Raw genomic sequence first — 24,768 nt, forward strand, 5'->3', positions numbered from 1 at the left:
GAGTTCATGCAGTGGTCTTCCAGACATCGCGAAAGCGCGGAATTTCATCGGGGATCCACACATGGTTCTGCACGACGCTTCGCATCGCCGCGTATTCGACGGAGAAGAAAAGTGGGACGTACGGCAGGTCATGCGTAAGGATCGCTTCAATTTGTTTGTAGGTGGCCGCGCGCGCGGCTTGATCGGTAGTGCTGCGGCCCTGCTCGAAGAGCCGGTCGACTTCCGGGTTGCGGTACTTCGTCGAGTTCTGCGCGCCGTTGCTTGCGAAGAGCAGCGACATCAACCCGTCGGGATCGGGGCGCTGAGCCCAGCGCATCGGACTGAAATTGATCGCGCCTTGAACCACGCGCGGATACCAGTCGCTTTGCGCAACCGGATCAAGCCGCACCGCAATGCCGACAGCTCTTAACTGCTCCTGCACCAACTGGTTGATCTGCTGCATTTCAATGATGTCGGGGGTCGCGAGCGTCAATTGCAGATTCGTGAGACTCGCCTGCGCGAGCAACGCCATCGACTTCGCCGGATCGTAAGGATACGAATGCAGCGACGGATCGAACCACCACGCGCCGGGCGGCGCAATGGACTCGGCCAGTGGCACGTTACCGCTCATCAAGATGTCGACCATGCGCTTACGATCGAGCGCGTGCGCGATCGCTTGGCGCAGCGCGAAATTGTTGAACGGCGCACGATCGACCTGCCATTGCATTGCGTACCAGCGGCTTGCAGGACCGCGATCAAGCTTGATCTCCGGGCGATTCTGCAACTGACGGATGTCGATCGGCGAAAGCGCAGACACGTAATCCGCCTCGCCGGTGCGCAACCGCTGGATGCCGACCACCACATTCCCGATATCGCTGAAGACGACGCTGTCAAGATACGGCTTGCCCGGCTCCCAATAGCGCGGGTTCTCCGCCACCGATAGCGAATTGCCTGGCGTCCATTGCTGAAACACGAACGGCCCGGTGCCGACCGGACGCGTCGCAAAATCCTTGCCGCTCTTGCGCACAGCCGCAGGCGAGGCCATGAAGCCTTCGCGTTGCGCAAGCATGCCGAGCAGCGCCGGACTTGGCGATTTGAGTTGCAGCGTGACTGTCGAAGGATCGTTGACCGTGGTTGTTTCGACGACCGCGCTCAGGCCGCTGCGCAGTGGCGAACCGGTCGCGGGATCGAGCAGCCGGTCGAGATTGAACTTGACAGCGGCAGCGTCGAATGGCGTGTCGTCGTGGAAGCGCACGTTCCGCCGCAAGTGCAGAATCAAGCGCTTGCCGCCATCCAGTATGTCCCAGCGTTCGGCAAGTTCCGGTCCGATCGACGCGTCCCTGTTGATTGACAGCAGCGTGTTGAAGATCAGGTACAGCGGCTGGCGCTCGGCCCAGTTCACCGAGAACGCTGGGTCGAGCGTTTTCGTGTCCGATTCGTATGCGACGCGCAGCTGGCCGCCGTAGACCGGTTTGTCGGGTAACGCCGCATGCGACGCATTCATTAGAACCATGTGTCCGGCGACTGCGGGAACCGCCCCAAGGAAAGTTCGGCGACGCATGCACTGCCTCCTTTAAACGTTCGCTTCTTAAACAGACGGAATGTAGAATGATGGTATTCTGTCGGACAATCAAGTGAATTTCAAAAAGGTTTCGGGTTATCGGGGATGCCAGTGCGCTTATGACGACGACAGTCCCCGCCCGTCGGACGGAGACGCCTAACTTGAGATATGCCAATTTGGTCGAGCGACTGCAGGGCGAGCGCACTTCGGCATGGGACATCCATACGGCTGCGAAAGCCGCGGCCGCGCGCGGCGAGGACGTGATCGTGCTAAGCGTCGGCGATCCCGATTTCGCAACCCCAGCGCCGATCGTCGATCGCGCGATTGCGGCGCTGCGCGAAGGTGATACACACTACAGCGGCGTCAGCGGCCGCGACAATCTGCGCGACGCCATCGCCGCAGCGCATTTCGAGGACACCGGCCGCGCGATTACCCGAGCCAACGTTTTCGTCTGCGCAGGCGCGCAGAACGCCCTGTTCGCGTCGTCGCTTTGCCTGTGCGAGTCGGGCGACGAAGTGCTGGTGCCCGAGCCGATGTACCTAACCTATGAAGCCGCGGTCCGCGCATCCGGCGCCACGCTCATCCCTGTTCCCGTCGATGCGGCCAATGGCTTTCATCTCGATTGCGATGCGCTCGACGCCGCCGTGACGCCGCGTACGCGCGCTATCTTCTTCGCGACGCCGTGCAATCCTACGGGCGTCGTGATCCCACGTAAGCATTGGAGCGGATCGCGGAATTTGCGCGCGCAAACAACCTATGGGTCATCTCCGACGAGGTGTACGCGGACCTGACCTTCGAACGCGACCACGTGGGCATCGCGTCGCTCGACGGCATGGCGGAGCGCACGCTGACTATCGGCAGTTTTTCGAAGTCGCACGCGATGACCGGCTGGCGGCTGGGCTGGATCATCGGGCCGGAAACCGCGATAGGCCATCTGGGTAGGCTCGCGTTGTGCATGCTGTACGGTTTGCCCGGCTTCATCCAGCAAGCGGGTCTTGCCGCGCTCGAAGACCGCAAAGCCGTCGTAGCGCAGATGCGTGACACCTACCGTCGACGTCGCGATGCAGCGTTCGAACGGCTGAAGGCGGTTGACACACTGCGTTGCTTGCTGCCCGAAGCGGGCATGTTCATGATGATCGACGTGCGCGCAACGGGGCTTTGCACGCACGACTTCACGTGGCAGCTGTTCCTCGAGAAAGGCGTCTCACTGCTGGACGCGAGCCTATTCGGCGAAACGGCAAAGGGCTTCGTGCGGCTCGGACTGGTAGTCGAGGAGCCGCGTCTGATCCAAGCCTGCGATCGCATCGCGGATTTCGCGCGCCGTTGAAGTTGCACGGGCGTCGATTTGCGAGACGCCGATCTCTCGCAAAGAGCGGGCTGTCGGGGCCCGCTCGCGTGTCGGCTAGTGTTGAAGCGCTAGCGCTTCGCGTTGCGTCGCCGCTTCTCGCATCACGTCCGCCAGAATCACAAGCCCTTCGGCGAACTGCGCATCCCCGATCGTCAGTGGAAACAGGAAGCGGATCGCATTAGCATTCACGCCGCAGGTTAGCAGGATCAGCCCGCGTTCGAGCGCGAGCGTCTGCACGCGCCTAACGAACGCCGCGTCCGGCTTGCGCGTTTGCGGATCGCTAAATTCCGCCGCGATCATCGCGCCGGGACCGCGCACGTCGGCCAGTTGCGGCACGGTTTCGCGCAGCGCGTGCAGATGCGCCTTCAGGCGATCGCCGAGCACGGTCGCACGCTCGCAAAGCCGCTCTTCGTCGATTACGCGTATCACGGCCAGCGCGGCCGCGACCGCCAACGGATTGCCTGCGTACGTGCCGCCCAAACCGCCTGGCGCGGCGGCGTCCATCAGATCCTTGCGTCCGGTGACCGCCGACAGAGGAAAACCGCCCGCGAGACTTTTCGCCATCGTTGTGATGTCGGCGCACACATCGTGGTGTTCCATCGCGAGCAGCTTGCCGGTGCGCGCGAAGCCGGTTTGCACTTCATCGGCGATCAGCAAAATGCCGTACTGATCGCAGATCGCGCGCAGGCCGCGCACGAAGTCGGCGGGCGCGGGATTGAAGCCGCCCTCGCCCTGCACCGGCTCGAAGATAATCGCGGCGACGCGCTGCGGCTCTACGTCCATTCTGAAGAGCGCGTGCACCGCCGCGAGCGCGTCGTCGGTGCCCACGCCGGCCAATGCGCTCGGAAACGGCGCATGAAAAACCTCTGACGGGAACGGGCCGAAGCCGAGCTTGTACGGCGCGACCTTGCCGGTCAGCGCCATGCCCATCATCGTGCGGCCATGAAAACTGCCGCCGAACGCGATCACAGCGGGCCGCCCGGTCGCCGCGCGCGCGACCTTTATCGCGTTTTCCACGGCTTCCGCGCCGGTGCTAAACAGCGCGGTCTTCTTGTCGAAGTCACCGGGCACGCGCGCATTCAGCGTTTCCGCGAGTTCAACGTACGACGCGTATGGCACGACCTGATAGCAGGTATGTGTGAAGCGATCGAGTTGTTCGCGCACTGCATTGATGACCCTCGGATGACGATGCCCCGTATTGAGCACCGCAATTCCCGCTGCGAAGTCGAGATAGCGATTGCCTTCGACGTCCCACAATTCGGCGTTCTGCGCGCGATCGATATGGAACGGACACATTACGCCGACGCCGCGCGGCGTGGCGGCTTCCTTGCGTTGTACGAATTCGCTGTTATTCATGGCGCTGATTCCTTGATGATGGCGACGGCTCATGGCCGATGAACCGCCGGAAGAAAAGTCAGTCGAGATACGACGCCGTAGTCGGCGCTAGGCGTCGCAGATGCGCATTCCACTCGCGTCGATAGGGATCGTCGCTGGCAGCGTGCGACGTGCGCTCCCACTCCTTATACTGGCCGGCGGTCAGTTCGCAGACGGCGTCGCTAAGCGGCCACGCACGCTCGCCGGTCGCTTGAATCGCAAGTTGCACGCGGCACGCGCGATCAAGGTTGAGCATCAGGATGACCGCTTCGGCGATCGATCCACCGCACGTCAGCAGACCATGATTGCGCAGGATCATCGCGGTGTGTGCGCCCAGATCGGCGACCAGCCGCTCGCGCTCGGCGAGATTGACAGCGATGCCTTCAAACGCGTGATACGCGATGCGTCGATAAAACTGCAACGCCCACTGGTTGAACGGCTGTAAGCCGCACGCTAGCGACGCCACCGCGACTCCAGCCACCGTATGCGTGTGCGCGACACATTCGGCGTCATGGCGTGCCTGATGGATTGCACTGTGAATCACGAAGCCAGCGGGATTTACGACGTGATTAGTCGGCTCGACGATGCGTCCTTCCGTATCGATTTTCACCAGCGACGACGCGGTGATCTCGCGGAACAGCAGGCCATACGGATTGATCAGAAACTGGTCACGTGTGCCAGGAACGCGCGCCGAAATGTGCGTATCAATGCCGTCGTCGAGACCAAAATGTGCGATTAACCGATAGGCTGCGGCCAGGTCTTCGCGTGCTCTTCGCTCCAGTGCGGCGATCAAGCAACACCGCCCATGCACAAGTATTTCAGCTCAAGGTAATCATCGATGCCGTACTTTGAACCTTCGCGCCCGAGTCCGCTCTCCTTGATGCCCCCGAACGGCGCAACTTCGGTCGAGATTAGCCCTTCATTGATGCCGACCATGCCGTATTCGAGCGCCTCAGCAACGCGCCAGATGCGCCCGATGTCGCGACCGTAGAAGTACGACGCAAGGCCAAATTCGGTGTCGTTTGCCAAACGGATCGCTTCTTCCTCGGTCGAGAAGCGGAAAATCGGTGCGACCGGTCCGAAAGTCTCTTCGCGGAAAATCTTCATGTCGGGCGTCGCGCCGGTCAGTAGCGTCGGCTGGAAGAAGTTTGCGCCATACGCATCTGCTTCGCCACCCACCATCAGCCTGCCGCCGCGCGCGAGCGCGTCGTCGATGTGCTCCCGCGCCTTCGCCACGGCCTTGTCGTCAATCAGCGGACCGACCTTCGTGTCGCCGTCTAGACCGTTGCCGACCTTTAATTGTGTGATCGCTTTCGCCAGCTTGCCGACGAACGCGTCGTGCACGCCGTCCTGCACGAGGAAGCGGTTCACACAGACGCAGGTCTGTCCCGCATTGCGGAACTTAGACGTGATCGCGCCGTTCACGGCTGCATCAAGATCTGCATCGTCGAACACGATGAAAGGCGCGTTTCCGCCCAACTCCATTGACGTCTTCTTGACGGTGCCCGCGCATTTTTCCAGCAGCAGCTTGCCAATCTCAGTCGAGCCGGTGAACGAAAGCTTCCTGACGACTGGGTTGCGGCACAACTCGTCGCCGATCAGCGCCGCATTGCCTGTTACACACGACAGCACACCGCGCGGCACGCCCGCGCGTTCGGCCAGCACACATAGCGCGAGCGCCGAGAATGGCGTCTGGCTTGCCGGCTTGAGCACCATCGTGCAACCAGCGGCAAGCGCTGGGCCAATCTTGCGCGTCAGCATTGCGGCTGGAAAATTCCACGGCGTGATCGCCGCGCATACACCGATCGGCTGCTTGATGACGACGATGCGGCGATCGCCGGCCGGAGCGGGAATCGTGTCGCCGTAGACTCGCTTCGCTTCTTCGGCGAACCACTCGATGAACGAGGCCGCATAGACGATTTCGCCGTGGCTTTCCGCGAGCGGTTTGCCCTGCTCGCAGGTCATCAACGTCGCGAGATCGTCCTGATGTTCGAGCATCAGTTCGTACCAGCGCCGCATAATTTCCGAGCGTTCCTTGCCAGTTTTCTTCGACCACGCGGGCAACACGCGTTGCGCGGCATCAATCGACGCACGCACATGATCGACCGTCGCGCGCGGCACCGTGCCGATCGTTCGGCCATTGGCCGGGTTAGTCACGACGATCCGCGCGGAAAGGTTCGACGCGGTCCATTCGCCGGCGATGAACGACTGTTCGCGAAACAGCGACGGGTCGCGCAACGCGGGCATGGCAAGCACATCAATCGACATCAACAGCTCCAGTTCGGGGATGAAAGTGAGGTCACAACACGTCGTCGCGAATGCATGCTTTGAAGTGCAGCGGCGCAATCTCGCGTATGGCTGGTCGCTGCTGCGCACATTCCGGCAATGCGTAAATGCAGCGCGTGCGGAACACGCAACCGCTAGGCGGCGAAACGGGATCGGCGACATCGCCTTGCAGCACGACGCGTTTTCTACGCTGATCCGGCCGATCGTTGGGCACGGCGGAGATCAGCGCTTCGGTGTACGGGTGCTTTGGCGTCTGCGTGATCGAACGCGCCGGTCCGATCTCCATAATCTGCCCGAGATAGACCACGGCGATTCGATCGGAAAGGTATTCCATCACCGTAAGATCGTGCGAAATAAATAGCATCGCAAGATTCAGGCGCTGCTTCAGTTCGTCAAGCAGGCTTACAATCTGCGCCTGAATCGATACGTCGAGCGCGGAGATTGGCTCGTCGGCGACGATAAACTTAGGATTGACTGCTAGCGCCCGCGCGATCACTACACGCTGCCGCTGGCCGCCCGACAGCGCGGTCGGGCTGCGATCCTTGTAGTCATCGGACAACGACACAAGGTCCAGCAGTTCACTCACGCGCCGGTTCACTTCGCCTTCTGTCGCGTAGATCTTCTGGACCCTCAGCGGCTCCGCGATCACATCGCGGATCTTCATGCGCGGGTTGATCGACGCGAACGGGTCCTGGAAGATGATCTGTGCGCTGCGGCGGTACTCGCGCAGCGCCGATGCGTTCATCGCCATCACGTCCCGGCCATCGAAACGTATTGCGCCGCCCGTAGGCTCGATCAGACGCAGCACGGATCGGCCGATCGTCGTTTTGCCCGATCCGGATTCACCCGCTAGACCGAGCGTCTCGCCCGACGCGATATCGAATGAGACGTCGTTGACGGCATGCACGTGGCCGACGAGCTTCGAGAACATGCCGTGCCGTATGTCGTACAACTTGCGCAGGTGGCTCACAGTCAAAAGCGGCGGCGCCGCGGCAGCTTGCGTAGGCGCCATGTCGACGGACGAGTCAAGAGTGGGCGTCATATCGCTTGTCCTTGCAAGACGGGCACGCATTGCGGCGTCTGCTCCAATTCGCGCCAGCGCAGACAGCGCACCTGGCGCAGGCCGTCGTTGGTAGTTTCGAGCGGCGGCACCTGTTTGTCGCAACGTCCGACGACCGCATGCTCACAGCGCTTATGGAAAGCGCAGCCGCCCGGAAGTGACGCCGGATTCGGCGCACCCCCCGGGATCGGTTGGATGCGGTGACGAGCGTCACCCAGACGCGGACGTGAGCGCATCAGCGCCTGCGTATAAGGCATTAACGGACGGTTGAACAGCTCCCCGACTGGCCCCGTTTCGACGATCTCACCCGCATACATCACTAGGGCGCGATCCGCGATTTCAGCTACCAGCGAAAGATCGTGTGTGACAAAAAGAATCGCCATTTGCGTTTCCTGCTGCAGCTGTTTCATGCGTTCCACGATCTGCGCCTGCACGGTCACGTCGAGAGCGGTCGTCGGCTCATCCGCGATCAGCAACGCGGGATGGCACGACAGCGCAATTGCGATCATCACGCGCTGGCGCATGCCGCCGGAGAGCTGATGCGGGTAGCTTTTCAGACACTCCGCGGGGCTCGGAATGCCGAGCATCGATACGAGGCGCAGCGCTTCAGCGGCGCGTTCTCTTGGCCGCATCTTGCGATGCGTTCCAAGCGCTTCTTCGATCTGCGCGCCGATACAATGAAGTGGATTCAGCGACGACATTGGCTCCTGAAAGATCATCGCTGCATCGTTGCCGCGCATGCGTTGCAATTCACGCTCTCGCAGCATGGCGACGTCGACGGCGCGTCCGTCTTTGCAAGCAAGATGAATGCCGCCGCGCACCGACGCATTGCCATCGATCAAACCGAGCAGCGCAAGTCCGGTCGTCGATTTGCCGCAACCGGACTCACCCACGATCGCAACGATCTCGCCCTTGTCTATTGAGAACGAAACGTCGCGTACGACTGGAACGGGCAGGCGTCTCTTGCCACTGTGGAACGACACCGAAAGATGGTCGACCGTGAGCAGGCGGTTGTCTACTAAGGTGGCGGTCATTTGATGCTGGTTCCGATCAGGTAGAAGCTGAACACGGTGGCGGCGACGGCGGCGCCCGGCGCAAAACTCATGCTGGGATTCATCGCCAGATAGTCGAACCCAGCGCGCACCATCGCGCCCCAGTCAGGCGTCGGCGGCGGCATTCCGAGGCCAAGAAACGACAGACTCGCAGAAGTGAAGATCGAGTACGCGACCGTCAACGCAAACTGCGCGGCAACGATGCGCGCGGTGTTCGGCCAGATGTGCTTGAGCATGATCCAGTCAGCGCGCGCGCCAACCGCTTTAGACGCCTCGACAAACACCGACTCTCGCAATGCAAGCGTTTGTCCGCGCACAAGACGCGCGATGCGCGGCCAGCTGACGAAACCCAGCACGAGCACAAGGTTAATAAGCGTCGGACCTATCATCGCGGTAATGATGAGCGCGAGGATTAGCCCCGGCAGCGCAATAAAGATATCGATTACTTGCGTGCACATCAGATCGACACGGCCGCCAAGATAACCGGCGACAAGGCCGACCGGAATGCCGATGATCGCCGCCATTACCGCCGCGCCGATCCCGACGATCAGCGACGATTGCCCGCCAAAAATCAGTCGCGAAAGGATGTCGCGGCCAAGCTCATCGGTACCGAGCAAATTGTCGCCGCCGGGCGGCGCGAGAAACATGATGCTGCTCGCGGTCGGATCGTGTGGCGCGAGAAACGGTGCGAGCAGCGACACCGCGATCATCACCAACAGAATCAACCCGCCGACTTGCACCTTGGGACGTTTCATAATGTCGTGCACTTCGAACTCCTTAGTTAAGCCGGATCTGCGGATTAATCAGCATGTAGACAACGTCGGCCAGCAAGTTCATCACGATCACCGCGACGATGATGAACATTCCGACCGCTAGCATCACCGGATAGTCCCGTGAAAGAATCGACGTGACGAACAGCTTTCCGATCCCGGGCATCGAGAACAGCGTCTCGGTGACGACGGCGCCGCCCATCAGCTGACCGAGACTAATGCCGATGTATGTGATTACCGGCAGGATCGAATTGGGCAGGATGTGCCGGAACGAAACGCGGTGAGCGGAAAGGCCCTTGGCCCGCGCGACACGCACGAACAGCCGCTCGCGAACCGCCTGATACTCAGCGCGATAGACAAGCGTGAAGGCGCCGAAGTAATAAGCAGCGAGCGTAGCAGTCGGTAAAATCAAGTGCTCGAGATGTACGAACAACCCGCGGTCCCATGACACCCAGCCCACCGACGGTAACCAGCCAAGCTTCACCGAAAAGACGAAAATCGCGACCATCCCAAGCATGAAGTTCGGCACGGTCATACCGATGATCGACAGCACGGTGACAAACGGCGTGATCGCGCGTTGGCCCCACGTCATACTGCTAAGGCCAACCGAGACGATGGTCGCGAGCAAGATCGCCAGCACAGCGAGTTCGACCGTCACCGGAAGCGAGCGCAACATCATCTCGGCGACGGTCTGATGCGTCGTGTATGAGCGGCCGAGGTCGCCGGTTAGCGCATGACCGACCCAATTCAGATACTGCAGGACGGCCGGTCGGTCGAAGCCCATCTGATGGCTCAGATCGGCAATCGCTGCAGGCGTCGCATCCTGGCCGAGCATTAGCGCTGCTGGGTTGCCGAAGAACACCGCAACGCTAAAAAACAGCAACGCGGTGATGAAAACGAGATTTGGGGCGGCCCATACAAGCCGTCTGCCTATCACTGTCAACATAAGAGCATGCCCTCATTAAGCGTGCGGCGCGTTCAACGCATTACGAATGGATCTGCGACCGCTTCGCCGCCGACCTCGATCATTATCGCCTTCGTCTCCGTGTAGTCCTTGAGGGCGTCAATGCCCGCTTCGCGCCCGTATCCGCTCTGCTTGAAGCCGCCAAACGGCACGTTAACGCCGGTCACACGATAGGTGTTGATCCACAGGCGTCCCGCCTGAACAGCGCGCGCCGTGCGCATCGCGCGCGCGAAATTGCGGCTGAAGATGCCGCCGGCGAATGCGTAGTCACTGTCGTTGGCGATGCCAATGGCTTCCTCGTCCGTTTGGAATTTAAGCACGCTGAGTACGGGGCCAAACAACTCTTGACGCACGATTGGGTAGTCGCTTGAATCGCATAGCGCGATCGTTGGCTCGAAGCACAGGTTATGCAATAAGCCGCTCACGCGCTTACCGCCGGCGACCAATCTGGCCCCCTGTGCCACTGACTGCGCGAGCAGCGTTTCTATGCGATTCACCTGCCGCTCGGTCGCGAGCGGCCCCATGTTCGTCGACGCGTTTGTCGGATCGCCGATTGTGATTGTCTTCACGCGGTCGACCAGCTTTGTGATCAGCACATCGTGGATCGACTCATGTGCGATAAGCCGGGAACCTGCCGCGCAACTCTGCCCGCTTGCGCCAAAAATTCCAGCGACGATTCCGTTCACACAGCTGTCGAGGTCGGCGTCGTCGAACACGATCACCGGCGACTTGCCGCCCAGTTCGAGCGAGAGTTTGGCAATGTTGTGCGCAGAGTTCGGGATCAGCTTGCGCGCGGTTTCCACACCGCCGGTGAACGCGATACGGCGCACCAACGGATGGCTAGTGAGCGTTATTGCGCAAGGATTGGCGTGCCCGGACACAAAGTTGATGACGCCCGGCGGAAAACCGACCTCGTGCGCGAGTTTCGCCAGCGCGAGCAACGGTGCCGACGCATCTTCGGATGCCTTCACGACGATCGTGTTGCCGGTGGCGAGCGCGGGCGCGATCTTGTAGGCCGATAGCTGCAGCTGCGAATTCCACGGGATGACAGCCGCGACCACGCCGACCGGCTCGTGCAATACAAGATTCAGCATGTTCGATGCAGACGGAGGGATCTCTCCGTGAAGCTTGTCGGCAAGGCCTGCGTAGTAAGTGTACGCGCGCGCCGTATGCGCTGCCTGCCAGGTAGTTTCCCTCAGCAGCTTGCCCGTGTCCTGCGTCTCGACGAAACCGAGCCGGTCCTTGTTTTCGACGAGCTTGTCCGCAAACTTCTGCAACAGCGCCGCGCGCTCATTCGGCGTCATCCTCGGCCACGGTCCGTTCGTGAATGCGCGATGCGCGGCCTGTACGGCGCGATCCACGTCGGCGGCGCTCGAGTCGGGAATTGTCGCCCATGGCTGGCCAGTCCACGGATTAACACTGTCGAACGTGCGGCCGTGATCCGCCTGCACGAATTCACCGTCGATGTACATAGCGAAATTTTCGATCTGCTGGGTCATAGAAGCGCCTCGATGAGGGTTGGCACGGCGTGCAGCGTCCGTGTCGATGAGTGGCCGCGGTGGCGCTCAGTGAGTCCTTACACCGAGCGGACGCGTTTCGTACGTATCGGTCAGCACTTGGTTATCGTCGTCATCCAGCCGGGCATTGAGCGCCGCTACGGCACTTGTCACATGGTTGGCTTTCGTGGCACCAAAGATTGGTGTTGTGATGCCGGGCTGGCGCAGCGCCCAGGCAAGCGCGATCTGCGCCGGTTCCACGCCGTGCTTTTCCGCAATTTGCGCGACGCGTTGTTGCGCCAAAAAGTCGCTTGGACGGTGGTAGTGTTTGAGCGTGTAATCGTCGGACTCGTGACGGACGGTGTGATTGGCAGCGTCACGCCGATCCGCGCACAGGAAGCCGCGCGCGAGCGGACTGTACGGCACTACCGCAATGTCATATTCACAACAGAACGGGAGCAGCTCGCGCTCGGCTTCGCGGTGGCAGATGTTGTATTCGCATTGCATAGACGCGAACGGCGTGCGTCCCATCTGTTTCGCTAGGTTCACACATTGGACGAAGGCCCACGCGGGCATAGTCGTTGCACCGACATAACGGACTTTGCCGCTCGTAATCAGGTCGTCGAATGCGACGACCAATTCTTCCAGATCCGCGTCCGGCTGCCAAATATGCGTTTGCAGAAGATCGATGTAATCGGTTTTCAAACGCGCGAGCGATGCGTCGACGGCGCTGACCACGTGCTTGCGCGAATAGCCACGCGCGTTCGCGTGCTTGGCCATCGGATTGCCGAGCTTGGTGGCGAGTACGATCTCGTCACGCGAAGCGTAGTCCCATAGCGCATTTCCAAGCACCGTTTCGCTTGCACCTGACGAATAAAAATCACAGGTATCAATCAGATTGATACCGGCCTCGACTGCGGTGCGTAGGATCGGGCGCGCCGCATTCTCTTCCAAAACCCACTTGCGCCACGAGGGGCTTCCGATGCCCATTGCGCCGAGTCCGATGCGCGAAATGCGAAGGCTCGAGCGGCCAAATCTTACGTACTCCATGAAGCATTCCCCCGTGAGTCGTATGCCTTTCCAATATTGACCAAGTCTAGCCGAAATGTATTTTGTCAGCTAGTATCTCGTATACCAACAGATTAACTGAGGTGACGCAAGTGGAAAAAATTCGTGCGAACGACGGGTTGGAGCTCAGGTATGTGAGGCGTGGGAGCGGGCCGTTCGTTACGCTGCTACACGGCATTGGTGCCGATCAGGCAAGCTGGGACGCAATAGCCAATCAGCTTGAAACGCGCTTCACAGTGCTTCGCGCGGACCTGCGCGGCCACGGCGCGTCGGGCAGAATGAGTCGCTGCTCACTGGATGATTTTGTAGCGGATCTTGGCGCGATGCTGGATGCGCTGGGCATACGGAAAACGCACCTAGTCGGCTTTTCACTCGGCGGGCTAATCGCGCAAAAATTCGCGATTGAGAATTCCGTGCGGCTCGACCGGCTTGTGCTGATTAGCTCGGTGGCAGAGCGTACTGATCAGGAACGGGCCCGGGTGCTGAAGCGCGCCGATCAGATAGATCGCGAGGGCATTGCTTCGGTCGTTGCCGCAGCCGACGAGCGGTGGTTTACGCCAGCATTCAAGGCTGCTAATCCGCAGCGCGTCGCCGAGCGCCTTAAACAACTCGTGCAAAACGATCACCGTTCATACGCAGCATCCTATCGCGTGTTCGCCGAAGCGGATCGGGGCATGGCGTTTGAGCGCATTACCGTACCGACGCTCGTAATGACCGGCGAAAACGACCCGGGATCGTCGCCGCGGATGTCGCGGCTGTTACATGAGAAAATCACGGAATCGCAGCTTCGCATCCTGCCGGAATTGCGTCACAGCGTGCTGCTTGAAGCGCCGGATCTGATCGCCGGTTTGCTGCTCGAATTTCTCCAGCCAACATAAAATCGATCGGGCCGCGCCTAGCGGCCCACATGTTAGACAAGGTGTAACAATGACAGAAGACGCAATGGTTGCCCAGGAACTAGGGTTGGGCGTCGCCAAGAACGAAACCATCCGCATAAAAACGCTTAACGTGCTGCGTGAAGCGATCATCGCGGGACGCCTTGCGCCGGGGCAGAAGCTAATCGAACGCGACTTATGCGAACAGACCGGTGTGAGCCGCAGCAGCATCCGTGAGGCGCTGCGCAATCTCGAATCCGAAAGGCTGGTCGAGAGTCTTGACACTAAAGGCGTCGTGGTAGCGACGTTGACGCCCCAGATTGCCGCAGAGATCTACGAAGTGCGCGCGGCGCTTGACTCAGAAGCGGCGTTGCATTTCGCCGAGCGCAGCACCGATGCCGACATCGCGGAACTTAAAGCGACATTCAACATGCTGAAGACGACTCCGGTCGAAAACGACGATGCGTTTTTAGCGGCATCAAATCGGTTTTACGCAATCATCTATAAGGGCGCACGCAACGAGACCGCGATGTACGTGATGCAATTACTCGGCGCACGCATCAGTCTCTTACGCGCCACAACGACGCGACGAGCACCGATCGATCGCCGGCATCGCACAGTTGAACTGATGGGCAAAATCTTTACTGCGCTGAGCAAGCGCGACGGCAACGCAGCCGCCTTAGCGGTTCGCGCACTGATTGAGCGATCGGCGCAATCAGCATCCGCGCTTCTAAAAGAGGCAGAGGCAAACCGGCAGAGCTGATTCCCGATCGATCACGTTGATTCGACAAGGCAGAGCTTTGACGAGCACTGCCCTTTTTGCGTTATCGTGCCGCTGTGGCTTCCGCTTCCGCCCTCGTTTCCTGGGCGATTTCTTTTACGTCCTGATGGCGGTCTCCGATACGCGCGTGCGGCCGCCCGCCGCTTGACGCTCCCAGCACAACGACAATCTCGTCGGAATTCGGCGCATCGGGAATCGCAAATTCAAGCGTGATGAAATATGCTCGCGCCGACCCGTCGTGAATGTGCTTAATTGGAACCTGCAACGACGTATTTAGCCCGCCACGCTTATTCGTGAACGACAGAAAACTCTCAGCTTCGACAGCGTTACGGAAGTGATTGCCAAAGCGCAGATTGTGGATTACCGCCGACGCGTGCTCGACCTCTCCACCACCGCCGACGACCGCGCACTTGCCATATGCCTGGATGGATCGCTTGCCTCCGATCTCTTCAAGCATGCGCGCCGTCAATACTTCGCCGAGTTCACTGCAACCGTCGCGCTGTTCCGGCGACAGATCTTCGACGAAGCCCCGTCCAAACCAAGGATTGCGGACTACCGCCGCGACGCCGGCGACGGTGATAGGCGTGACCAGCGCCTTAGCGCCTTCGATAAAAGTGGTTTCCTTGTAGACCACGATTTTGCGGATCGAGAACGGCATTGTCATTCCTTCGGAGTTGTGGATTGAGTAGCGAGCTCGGCAAGCACCTTGCGCGTCACGCGAAAGCAGTCGACGCCCACAGGAATGCCGCAATACACTGCGATTTGAATTAGCGCCGCGCGTAGCTCGTCGCGGCCGATGCCATTCTTTAGTGCACCGCGCACGTGCAGTTCGAACTCGTGCATTTTGCCGAGCGCGGCGATCATGCCGAGGTTAAGAATACTTCGCTCGCGCGGCACGAGCGTCGCGTCGCCCCACACCGTGCCCCAGCAGTATTCCGTGACTAGTTCCTGGAACGGCCGACTGAAATCATCGGCGTTTTTTAACGACTGATCGACGTACGCATCGCCAAGTACCGCACGGCGGCACTGTTCGCCAAGCGAGAAGCGTTCTGCATCCATTGGATATCTCCTTTCATGTCACGCGGCGGAACTGATCGCCTGGAAGCCCGCCTGCATCCGCGAGCGTTCCGACGATGGCGCCCACGTGCGGGTTTCGAGTTCGTACAGGAAGGCGAGATCGGCTATGGGAACATCCACACCATGCGAGTAGGCGCGCTTAAGCACGCGGCTAACGTGCTGGCATGTGATACCGCGTGCCTTCGCGTTTTCCGCACGCGCGCTAAAAGCGTCGTCAGCGACGAAGGGGAAGGCGATAACATCGAGCGCGCTTTGATCGGCGTTCATTTCAGGCAACGTCGGCAGGAATCGCGCGCCCACGATCTCGCGCCACGACGCAATTAACGCATCGTTGATTGACGCATCCCGCAGTAAGCCCGACATCGCTGTCACATTGCCGTCGCGCGTTGCCGCGTAGACACGCCAAGTATGCTTGCTGTCGATGATTGCTAGCCCGAGCCCGCGCTTCGCCGCGATCGTCGCTGCGCCCGCAAGACCGATGAGATCAGGGAGATGCAGGACCTCGACGCGCACCACACCGTCTTTCCGCTTCGCCATTCCAGCGACTAGATCAACTACGCGCGGCCCCATGTCGAGCATCGAGCGTCCCGCTGCTTCGATCTTGCCAGTGCTTGCATCAAAGCTCGGCTGATCGCCAGAAAATGCGGCGATCAGCCGAGCTTCATTCTCGCGCAGCGCGCCGAGCGTACGGCCGTCGAGCGCCTGCGAATACGCGAGCATCCGCGCTCGCGCTTCGATCGCACCTAGGGGACAGCCTAGCGATCTTAAACTCCACCACGCGACGCGTACAATCTCCGACATCGCGGCCGATACCATTGCCGGCTGCTTCATTAAAATGTCTCCGTTTGGATAGCCGGCTCGACCGGATAACGCCAGTCTCGTGTTGCGCCGGCGGCAATCTCGCTAGGCAGGGGGACGCCCTGGAAGAACACGCCGCGGACGTACCGGATCGACAGCGGCGTCGAACATTCAATGCCGAGCGATGCAAGGAAGAAACGGATTAGCTGCGCAGGAATGAAATCTCGATGGATCAGGTTGTCGCGAATTTCGGCGTACGGCAGGCCGTCGAGATACTGCACGCGCGACACTGCCATTTCCAAATCAGAATGCGTGAACATCAGATCGCCGACCAGCGCATCGTCGGCGAAAGTAGTCGCAACGCATGCGAGCCGCTGCACGGTGCCGATGTGATCGACAAAAGATTCAAACTCCTCATGTGGATCGATGATGCGTTCACCGCGACGCTGCTCGCCGTTGTCGGCGGAGTGATACCAAAATGTCTGACGCGTCTTCGACATCAGCAAGTCATACTGCAACGCCCACGTGTAATTCTTCCGTAGCAAGTGCTTTAGTTCGCCAACCGTCATCTCGGCGGCCACTTCGCGATCGCGCGCTGCACCGACGGCAAGATAGTCGGCGAATCGGTCGGAGACTGAGGGGTACAGATCGATCAGCGCGGAATTGAGTTGTTCCTGGGTTTCCGCGTCGAATGATTGCGCCGCTTGCGCGAGGTCGTTCCACGTTTTAAAACAGCGACGGTCGTCGAGCCAGCCAAGCATCGTTCGCAGATTTGCGGCAATCACCTTATTAGGGATTACATAATCTTCCGACTGCAGCTGCACTGTGTCGCAATAGGTGGCAATACGCGTGAGCAGATCGCGCAGCCGCTCGGTGTGCGGCGCATCGACGGACATCGATTTCGCGTAGCCGAGCGCCGCCTCTCGCACCGTCAGCCAGGTCGAAACCCAATGCGGCCAGCGCTGCAACGCGACGCACATGCCCTGTCCCGACGAATTGCCGACTGCAAGGTACCGCGCGAGGTCGTCGGCGAGCCTGACCGCGTGCGGATTGCGCGCGCGGGCGATTGCGTTGACTAGATCGATTGACACCTGGCGAACCATGTAGAGTCCAAAGAGATCCGCAAAGAACGGATGGGCAAGCGGATGATCTACTGGAATGCCTAGATACGATAACGAGCCGTTGCGGCCGCTACCCTGGAACCCGCCGTTACGAAGCAAATACGCCGACGCACCACCAATCAGTCCCGACTCCGGCTGATGCCCGGCCGCAAGCGCGTCCACAACGTGATCGAAGATGCGCGCGCTGCGATTGGCAGGCGTCCAGCCAAGCACCGTCGCATCGGTGCGCATCGCTTCGACGTTCTTCAAATCAAATGTGGCGAACTCCCGCTCGATGCGCGCCGCATCCGGAGTGCCGACAAACAGCGCGCCGAACATGTCGCGATTCGCGCCGTCCGAGCGCCGCCCTACTTTTTCCTTTCCATCCCACTCGTAGGCGCGCGCCACATACGTGAAATCAACACCGCGTGCTTTGATGCGATACACCAGCCGCGCTTGTCCGGCTGCCTCCGCTTCACAAAAATCAAGCGAAATCTTCCAGCGTTCGGTGATCATTCGGCGCGCCAGCACATACGCAAAGCTCACGCGCGACGCTTTCATCGACCCGAGCAGCGGGCCAACCATGATCGATTCCGCAGGCCGCATATGGCTGACGATTCTATCGACCGCTCCGGTACCCAACAGATCCGTTGCGGCCTCCCTCAAAAAGGATGGCAATTCAATCGGCATTACATGTCCTTGTCGTTGCACGCAGTGTCCACGCCGACGTCCTCGAAGGACCCGCGGTGACTCATGTCTTTTAGTATACCATCTGCTTGTCAGATGCACTGTTAATTTTCGACGCCTCTGACAAGGTTTGTGCAGCGACCGTGTAGGGCGTGAAGTCGCGAGAGGCGAAAGCCCAAAGGCTCAGGCAGGCCCTGGGGACAACTGAGCCAGCGATATGTAATGATCAAAACCGGTGTCGAATGCCCGCGACAGTGACGACCTGCCGATTCGTCGACGATTGGGTCGCGAAAGCTATCTGCGCGACGGCATTGGCACCCGTCGAATCATGGCCAGAGGCCTGCTGGAAGATACCGACAAGATAGAGATCCGTGCGTTTCGACAAGCTGTAGTCGACTCCAAGATCAACTTGCTGATAACGTGCGCCCGACCGACCGCCAAGACTTCCGCCTGCCGTGTAGTGATATGCCGCGCCGACCAATAACGACGGCGTCAACAAATACTTTGCGTTCGCTTCGACGATGTTGAACACGGCGGTGCCACGCAGTCCGCCGGGCGCACCAATGACTGCGGTCGTGCCGAGGTTATTGAAAGACGCGTGGCTGTACACAACGCCAATCGAGCCGTCTCCGATCTTGTAAGTGATGCCTGTCGCCGCCACGTCCTGCGTGCCTGCCCTCGAGAGTCCGGAGATCACCGGGCCGGACATGTTCGAGCCGGTCGTGCTGTCATTGGCTTTATTACCCCACAATGCGTAGTTCGGGTTGAAGGTCTTCGTGTACTCCGCGGCTAACCCAATTGGGCCGATGTTGTAGCCGGCCGCGAGCGACCAAACCTGGTTGCGCGCAAAATTGCCAGCGACTCCGCCGAAAGAATACGTGCCGCCGAACGAGAAGCCGCCGAAGCCTGGCGACTTGTACTTGACCGAGTTGTTGACGCGATAGGTGCCGTCGAGGTTGTCGAGATCGGCGGGATGCGCCCCATAACCTGCGCCGCCGAGCGCCCATTGCGCTGCTGCGGTCATGCTACCGACGAAGTCGTAACCTGTCGGATAATGCCGGCCGAACGTCAGCGAACCCCACGATTGCCCGCTTAGGCCGACGTAAGCCTGGCGTCCGAAGACGTCACCGTTCTGACCAAGCGCGCCCGTCGACGAATTGAAGCCTCCTTCAATGTTGAAGATGGCCGCGAGTTCACCGCCTAGGTTCTCAGTGCCGCGCAGCCCCCATCGGCTTCCGGATTGACTGCCGCTTACTAGCCCCACCTGCGAACCGGTGCGGGCGTTGTTATTGAACAGAAACCCTTCGTCGACGATGCCATATAGCGTCACGCTGCTTTGCGCCACCGCCACGCCGGAGCTTCCTGCGAGAAACAGAGCCGCCAGAGAAATCTTTTTCATGTTGTCTCACCGTAAAAGCGCTTTGATCGATCACGCCCTGCGCGTCGGCTGGGTGATCGTAAGGGAACTAGGTATGCGGCAAACGCGATGACGCTCCTCCGCTATGGGGCGGATTTGTCGCGTCTACGCTCATGCTTCCGCGTCACGCAAATCGCATACGGCGCGCGGTGCGCCTGGCGTCTGCGGATCCGTCGGCCGCCCTACTGCGCCGTCACGACACGATCCGTGATGCCGTCGCGACAGACTCGGTCTTGCCGATCAACCCGTCGATTTCCACATGTTGCGAAAACGCGGAATCTCGTCGGGCAGCCATACGTGGTTGTGCACATTGCTGCGCATCGCTGCGTATTCGATCGAAAAAAAGAGCGGCACGTAAGGTAGATCGTGTGTGACGATCGCCTCGACCTGGCCGTAGAGCTGCTTGCGTGTTGATTGATCGCTGGCGTCGCGTGCTTGCTGGAGCAGCTTGTCGACTTCGGGATTGCGATACTTCGTACTGTTTTGCGCGCCCGTGCTGCCAAACAGCAGTGGAAACAGTGCGTCCGGATCGGGACGTTGCGCCCAGCGGATCGGACTGAAGTTGATAAGCCCTTGCGAAAGCCGTGGATACCAGTCGCTTTGCGCGATCGGATCGAGCCTCACGACGATGCCGACTGCCTTAAGCTGCTCTTGCACAAGCTGATCAATCTGCTGCATCAGCATGATCTGTGGCGTTGACAGATTCACGGCCAAGTTCGTCACGCCCGCCTGCACGAGCAGTGCCTTCGCCTTCGCCGGATCGTACGGATACGACTTCACCGATGCATCGAACCACCACGCGCCCGGCGGCGCGACTGATTCAGCAATAGGCACTTTACCGTTCATGAGGATATCGACCATGCGTTTGCGGTCGACTGCATGCGCGATGGCCTGACGCACTAGCGGATTATTGAACGGCGGCCGGTCGACCTGCCATTGCAGCGCATACCAGCGACTCGCAGGACCTGGTTCGAGCACGATGTCAGGCTGTTTCTCGATCGGGCGAATATCGATCGGCGAGAGCGCCGAAATGTAATCGACCTCGCCGGTACGCAGCCGCTGCATTGCGACGATTGGGTTCGACGTGTCGCTAAACACGACGCGATCAAGATACGGCTTGCCCGGCTCCCAGTACTTCGGGTTTTTTTCGACGGTCAATGAATTCCCCGGAATCCATTCCTTGAAGACGAACGGTCCAGTGCCGACCGGATGCGTCGCGAAGTCCTTGCCGTACTGCTTCATTGCGGCTGGCGACGCCATGAAGCCCTCGCGTTGCGCGAGCATGCCAAGCAGCGCCGGGCTTCGCGATTTCAAGTGGAGCGTGACGGTTTGCGGATCGTTGACTTCAACGCTTTCAACGATCAACGCGAGTTGCGGACGCAGTGGCGAACCGACAGTTGGATCAAGACGATGATCAAGATTCACCTTAACGGCAGCGGCATCGAACGGTGTACCGTCGTGGAACAACACTCCCCTTTTTAGATGCAACACGAGCCGCTTGCCAGCGTCAAGGATTTCCCATCGTTCAGCGAGTTCCGGCCCAACCGACGCGTCGGGAGTAATGGACAGAAGGGTGTTGTAGATCAGGTAGAGCGGCTGACGCTCAGAAAAATTGACAGAGAACGTCGGGTCGAGTGTCTTTGTATCCGACGTGAATGCAACGCGCAGAGTGCCGCCGCTGACTGGCCTTGAAGCGGCATCCGAAGCGGCGTGGCTAGCTTGTGCGAGCAACAATGCGGCGCTCGCAGCGCCGGTCATGGCCAAAAAGGAACGACGACGCATCAGGAAAGCTCCTCGCGAGAATGAACTGATTGGATGTAGGATGATCGTATTCTGTCTGACAAGCAACGAAAAAAAAATAAGTGATTTCCTGTGTCATATGCCTCGGTTCAGTGCTTTCGGGAATACACCCGCGGTTTTCGAAGCGCATCAATCTAACGTTTCGAGCTTGCGAACAAAGAGAGCGAATGCTTAGATGTTTTCGTCTGCGGCGCAAACAAAACCTCCGAAAAACCGATCCGACTTAATCGAGGCACGCTTTAGGTCGCGTTGCCGCAATCTGCGCTAAAGGCGCAATGCATTAACCCTCCTGCGCAAAGTAGGAGCTCGTCCGCACGTGGACTCGCCGCGGCGTCCACAAACGGTGATTGCACGACGCAGGCTTTTGTAGTCACGCAAGCAAGATGGCTGCGCATTGAAGAAGGCTGGTTAGCCGCGTCCGAAGGAGGAATACAGCCGAGAACGCAGCCGTCGATGATAGAAGAATGCTGCTATTACGCAGCATGTGTGAGGTCAAAGATGGGAGGCGCGAGACCGGCCGGGGACATAGCGAATTACGCTTTAGGATCGCGTAGGCTCGGCGCTGCACCGAGCCCGGCAGGCTGCATCATTCGGACGGGGGAACCCAAGGTGAATTCAACCGGTCGTCGCAACACGTTCAATCAAGGGATGTTGCATGGCGCGAAGATGCAAAGAAGGTATATCGGTTGACCGGGCAGGGGCGATGTAGTCACCGGGCGCGCCATTATTCGGGCATGAAAATCGGGCACCGGGTTTGGCAACGGGTCGCAACCGAAATTACAATCGAGAAAGCGCGGTGGCGGTAAGCGCATATCAGGCGGTGGGCTCACGCTACTTTCGCTATCGTGCCTGAAGGTCACCATTCATGTCGGAAGCTGTTGCGGGTCGATGCCTGTCGTTTGCTCAGCGAGAAGAGATAGCATTGCTTCCCGTCCAAGGCGTTGGGTTCCGCGAGATCGCTCGGCGTATCGGACGAAGTCCATCAACCGTTTCACGAGAACTCACGCGCAATGCTGTAAAACGTAAGCCCCGCGCCCAAGCCGGCAAGGCTGGTGCAAGGCTCAGCTAAGCAAGGATGCCAACTCCAAACTTGGGGTTTGGAGGGCCGGAAAAGCGGCCGAAGCTCACTTCGGTGTCAACGCCGAAAATACTTTCCGTCTCCTGTGGCAGCGCACCTGTAGCTTTGATCGGCAGCCAAATCAGCCAGCTAAAGAACAAGCCGATACGTTAGCAGAATTAACGAACATCCTCTCCATTTACAGAAAGCGACTGAGAAGGCAAATAGTGTGGACATCGCCAGACAAACCTAACGGACGCCAACACCAACCGGCTCAATTTGTTACCTAAACTGTCACCGCTCGTCGAGAGATTGGGTAACGGACTAATATGAGCCAAGGCGCACTAGCGACTCGATTGATGTGTACCATTTATAAGTGCATGCGTTTCTGACTTCTAGTCGCGCGGACCTGCTACGACTATATTCGGTGGAAGGCGCAACGGCGGTGTTGAGCATTCTCAACGGTCTTTCGAAAATCGTTGCAAAACGAGCTCATTTCCGATCAAGCGTGTGATGACGCTGGCAAAAGGAATGCTCTTTTGCTGCGTGAGCAACGTCGCGACAGAAGTCAACCAATTGGAAGGAACCATTTGTGGAACGGAAGCGCGCTGAATCTCAGCCGTCGATTAAGGGTCCTGCCGGATGGTTCAACGGCACTGTTTGTATCAACCCACTCATAGCCCTGCTGCTCCGGCCCGCACCCTGTGCGCGGCCGATCCTCCGAGCCGGGCGCATGATCGGCTTGGCATCTCCACCCTCTCGGAAAGACGATGGTTGTCACCGCTGGCTACGGCAAGTTGCATTGCGAAGGTGTACCCGTCGTCGAAACCCGAGCGGGCGATGTCACCCGGTGTCCACCCGGGCATAAACACTGGCACAGTGCCACACCGATCTACGCCATGACTCACACCGGAATCCACGAAGCGCTCGACGGAAAGAACGCGGACTGGCTGGAGCATGTAACCGTGAAGCAATGCCTGGCAGGCCCGCTACGGGATGGGGAGGAGCCACTGAGTAGCCGCGCCGATAGTGCCTCCCTCTCTTCAAGGAAAGTCCCTTTATGAAAATCTTCTCCTTCAAAATTTTCCTGACAGCCGTCACGCTACAGATCGCCACGACCGCTGCTGCCGCCCCTCAGGCCGATAGCACCGCATCGGCGCCAGCCCGGCAGGAAATTGTGCTTGCAGGAAGTCAGGCCTCAATCGCCGGTCCCGCCGAGACCTTCACCGGCCGAGCGCGGATCGACCCTTTGTGGTCGCCCAATGCAGAAATCCGTGCCGCAGGCGCTATGGTCACATTTGAGCCAGGCGCCCGCTCGGCGTGGCACACCCACCCCTACGGACAGCGGCTTGTGGTGACTTCAGGAGTCGGGCGCGTTCAGGAGTGGGGCAAGCCCGTTGTCATCGTGCGCCCCGGCGATGTGATCTGGTGCCCTCCCGACGTCAAACATTGGCATGGTGCTGCGCCCATGACCGCAGTGACCTATCTGACCGTCACAGGCACCGTGAACGGTAGGAACGTCGACTGGTCGGAGAAAGTCACCGATGACCAATACGACGGTAAGCAGGCACAATGAAAAGCGCGCCATGACCCGTCCAATGGCCGTCATTGTGCTCGGCACAGCATCAACGCTATGCCAAGCCGCCCCTCATACCCGGGAGGCAAGGGGATGTGGCCGACAAGCCCGCAGCGTCTGCAGCCCTCTCGGCCCGACAGCGCACCGTCGGTCCCATCGCAGCCTTCGCCCCGCTGGGGGCGATATGGCGAAACTGAATGCTGCGCTAAACCAGGGTCTGAAAACCGGTCTAACGGTGAGAGATGCCAGGGAAAACCTAGTGCAGCTGTATGCCTACGCGGGATTGCCGCGCGGCTTCAATGCACTGACTGAATTGATGAATGTGCTAGAGGCGCGCAACCAGCGCGGCATTCAGGATGCGCCGGGCCAAGGCCCCCGCCACGCAAGCCCGAAGGGCGACGCTGTCCTGGCTGCTAGCACGGCCAACCAGACCAAGTGACGGGCTCACCGTTCAAGGTACCGCTGTTCGCCTTCGCTCCGGCTAAAGACGAATACCTCAAGTCCCATCTATTCGGCGAGATCTTCGAGCGAGGCAATCTGGACTGACAAAGCTGCCAGCTTGCAAGTAAGCGCCTCGCGGCGGCCATTCTCGATGCATTGCGCACGTATGGCATGCTCGTGGCAGTGCGGTGACCAAAGGTT

20 protein-coding genes and 3 pseudogenes are annotated in these 24,768 nt (G+C 59.7%); 7 read left to right on the top strand and 16 right to left on the bottom strand.

Annotated features, from left to right (window positions below):
• Positions 1-4: 4 nt before the first annotated feature.
• The gene (locus NCT03_RS30535) at positions 5-1,540 is read right to left on the bottom strand and encodes an ABC transporter substrate-binding protein (RefSeq protein WP_250495155.1); all 1,536 of its coding nucleotides are present in this window, start codon (positions 1,538-1,540) and stop codon (positions 5-7) included.
• A gap of 161 nt (positions 1,541-1,701) precedes the next feature.
• Here NCT03_RS30535 and NCT03_RS30540 point away from each other — a divergent pair.
• Positions 1,702-2,867: pseudogene (locus NCT03_RS30540) on the top strand (pyridoxal phosphate-dependent aminotransferase).
• Between the two features lie 75 nt (positions 2,868-2,942).
• On the opposite strand, the gene gabT reads toward NCT03_RS30540, so the two are convergent.
• The 9 genes from gabT to NCT03_RS30585 form a co-directional block, all read right to left on the bottom strand.
• Complete coding sequence (gabT, locus tag NCT03_RS30545; protein ID WP_250495156.1) at positions 2,943-4,244, bottom strand: 4-aminobutyrate--2-oxoglutarate transaminase; 1,302 nt, start codon at positions 4,242-4,244, stop codon at positions 2,943-2,945.
• 58 nt (positions 4,245-4,302) lie between these two features.
• A complete protein-coding gene (locus NCT03_RS30550) occupies positions 4,303-5,052 on the bottom strand; it encodes a class II aldolase/adducin family protein (RefSeq protein WP_250495182.1) in 750 nt (249 codons plus the stop codon).
• Positions 5,052-6,509 carry an NAD-dependent succinate-semialdehyde dehydrogenase gene (locus NCT03_RS30555; protein WP_502800445.1) on the bottom strand — a complete coding sequence of 486 codons (1,458 nt, stop codon included), beginning with the start codon at positions 6,507-6,509 and terminating at the stop codon, positions 5,052-5,054. Before NCT03_RS30555 ends, NCT03_RS30550 begins: the two co-directional genes overlap by 1 nt.
• A 52-nt stretch (positions 6,510-6,561) precedes the next feature.
• On the bottom strand, positions 6,562-7,590 hold the full coding sequence (locus tag NCT03_RS30560) for an ABC transporter ATP-binding protein (RefSeq protein ID WP_250495158.1): 1,029 nt from the start codon (positions 7,588-7,590) through the stop codon (positions 6,562-6,564).
• Positions 7,587-8,642: an ABC transporter ATP-binding protein gene (locus NCT03_RS30565; RefSeq protein WP_250495159.1), complete on the bottom strand. Its 1,056-nt coding sequence runs from the start codon at positions 8,640-8,642 to the stop codon at positions 7,587-7,589. Before NCT03_RS30565 ends, NCT03_RS30560 begins: the two co-directional genes overlap by 4 nt.
• A complete protein-coding gene (locus NCT03_RS30570; RefSeq protein ID WP_250495160.1) occupies positions 8,639-9,427 on the bottom strand; it encodes an ABC transporter permease in 789 nt (262 codons plus the stop codon). The genes NCT03_RS30565 and NCT03_RS30570 overlap by 4 nt, the downstream gene beginning before the upstream one ends.
• A 10-nt stretch (positions 9,428-9,437) precedes the next feature.
• Entirely contained in the window at positions 9,438-10,376 is a 939-nt protein-coding gene (locus tag NCT03_RS30575) for an ABC transporter permease (RefSeq protein ID WP_250495161.1), read from the bottom strand.
• A 32-nt stretch (positions 10,377-10,408) separates the two neighbouring features.
• The gene (locus NCT03_RS30580; protein ID WP_502800443.1) at positions 10,409-11,893 is read right to left on the bottom strand and encodes an aldehyde dehydrogenase; all 1,485 of its coding nucleotides are present in this window, start codon (positions 11,891-11,893) and stop codon (positions 10,409-10,411) included.
• 66 nt (positions 11,894-11,959) lie between these two features.
• On the bottom strand, positions 11,960-12,940 hold the full coding sequence (locus NCT03_RS30585) for an aldo/keto reductase (protein WP_284503525.1): 981 nt from the start codon (positions 12,938-12,940) through the stop codon (positions 11,960-11,962).
• Positions 12,941-13,050: 110 nt separating this feature from the next.
• Here NCT03_RS30585 and NCT03_RS30590 point away from each other — a divergent pair, with 110 nt between their 5' ends.
• Both NCT03_RS30590 and NCT03_RS30595 read left to right on the top strand, forming a co-directional pair.
• Complete coding sequence (locus NCT03_RS30590; protein ID WP_350030191.1) at positions 13,051-13,836, top strand: alpha/beta fold hydrolase; 786 nt, start codon at positions 13,051-13,053, stop codon at positions 13,834-13,836.
• Between the two features lie 49 nt (positions 13,837-13,885).
• Positions 13,886-14,596, top strand: a complete 711-nt coding sequence (locus NCT03_RS30595) for a GntR family transcriptional regulator (RefSeq protein ID WP_250495163.1) — start codon at positions 13,886-13,888, stop codon at positions 14,594-14,596.
• Between the two features lie 61 nt (positions 14,597-14,657).
• Here NCT03_RS30595 and NCT03_RS30600 read toward each other — a convergent pair whose 3' ends face one another.
• The 6 genes from NCT03_RS30600 to NCT03_RS30625 all read right to left on the bottom strand — a co-directional run bounded on the left by NCT03_RS30600 (position 14,658) and on the right by NCT03_RS30625 (position 21,475).
• Positions 14,658-15,272 (bottom strand): amino acid synthesis family protein, encoded by a 615-nt coding sequence (locus NCT03_RS30600; protein WP_250495164.1) that lies wholly within the window; start codon positions 15,270-15,272, stop codon positions 14,658-14,660.
• A 2-nt stretch (positions 15,273-15,274) separates the two neighbouring features.
• Positions 15,275-15,673 carry a carboxymuconolactone decarboxylase family protein gene (locus tag NCT03_RS30605; RefSeq protein ID WP_250495165.1) on the bottom strand — a complete coding sequence of 133 codons (399 nt, stop codon included), beginning with the start codon at positions 15,671-15,673 and terminating at the stop codon, positions 15,275-15,277.
• A gap of 18 nt (positions 15,674-15,691) precedes the next feature.
• On the bottom strand, positions 15,692-16,411 hold the full coding sequence (locus tag NCT03_RS30610; RefSeq protein ID WP_250495166.1) for a hypothetical protein: 720 nt from the start codon (positions 16,409-16,411) through the stop codon (positions 15,692-15,694).
• A gap of 110 nt (positions 16,412-16,521) precedes the next feature.
• On the bottom strand, positions 16,522-18,279 hold the full coding sequence (locus NCT03_RS30615) for a hypothetical protein (protein WP_250495167.1): 1,758 nt from the start codon (positions 18,277-18,279) through the stop codon (positions 16,522-16,524).
• A gap of 223 nt (positions 18,280-18,502) precedes the next feature.
• A complete protein-coding gene (locus tag NCT03_RS30620) occupies positions 18,503-19,675 on the bottom strand; it encodes a porin (protein WP_250495168.1) in 1,173 nt (390 codons plus the stop codon).
• Between the two features lie 258 nt (positions 19,676-19,933).
• A complete protein-coding gene (locus NCT03_RS30625) occupies positions 19,934-21,475 on the bottom strand; it encodes an ABC transporter substrate-binding protein (RefSeq protein ID WP_250495169.1) in 1,542 nt (513 codons plus the stop codon).
• 704 nt (positions 21,476-22,179) lie between these two features.
• Between NCT03_RS30625 and NCT03_RS30630 the strand changes: the two are divergent.
• The 4 genes and pseudogenes from NCT03_RS30630 to NCT03_RS34430 form a co-directional block, all read left to right on the top strand.
• Positions 22,180-22,517, top strand: a pseudogene (locus tag NCT03_RS30630) (helix-turn-helix domain-containing protein); the annotation flags it as partial.
• A gap of 625 nt (positions 22,518-23,142) precedes the next feature.
• Positions 23,143-23,614: pseudogene (locus NCT03_RS30635) on the top strand (cupin domain-containing protein).
• Positions 23,611-24,126, top strand: a complete 516-nt coding sequence (locus tag NCT03_RS30640; RefSeq protein ID WP_250495170.1) for a (R)-mandelonitrile lyase — start codon at positions 23,611-23,613, stop codon at positions 24,124-24,126. Before NCT03_RS30635 ends, NCT03_RS30640 begins: the two are co-directional and overlap by 4 nt.
• 184 nt (positions 24,127-24,310) lie before the next feature.
• The gene (locus NCT03_RS34430) at positions 24,311-24,565 is read left to right on the top strand and encodes a carboxymuconolactone decarboxylase family protein (RefSeq protein ID WP_502800444.1); all 255 of its coding nucleotides are present in this window, start codon (positions 24,311-24,313) and stop codon (positions 24,563-24,565) included.
• Positions 24,566-24,768 lie beyond the last annotated feature (203 nt).

The sequence above is a fragment of the Caballeronia sp. GAWG1-1 genome, assembly GCF_023631465.1.
Classification (GTDB): Bacteria; Pseudomonadota; Gammaproteobacteria; order Burkholderiales; family Burkholderiaceae; genus Caballeronia.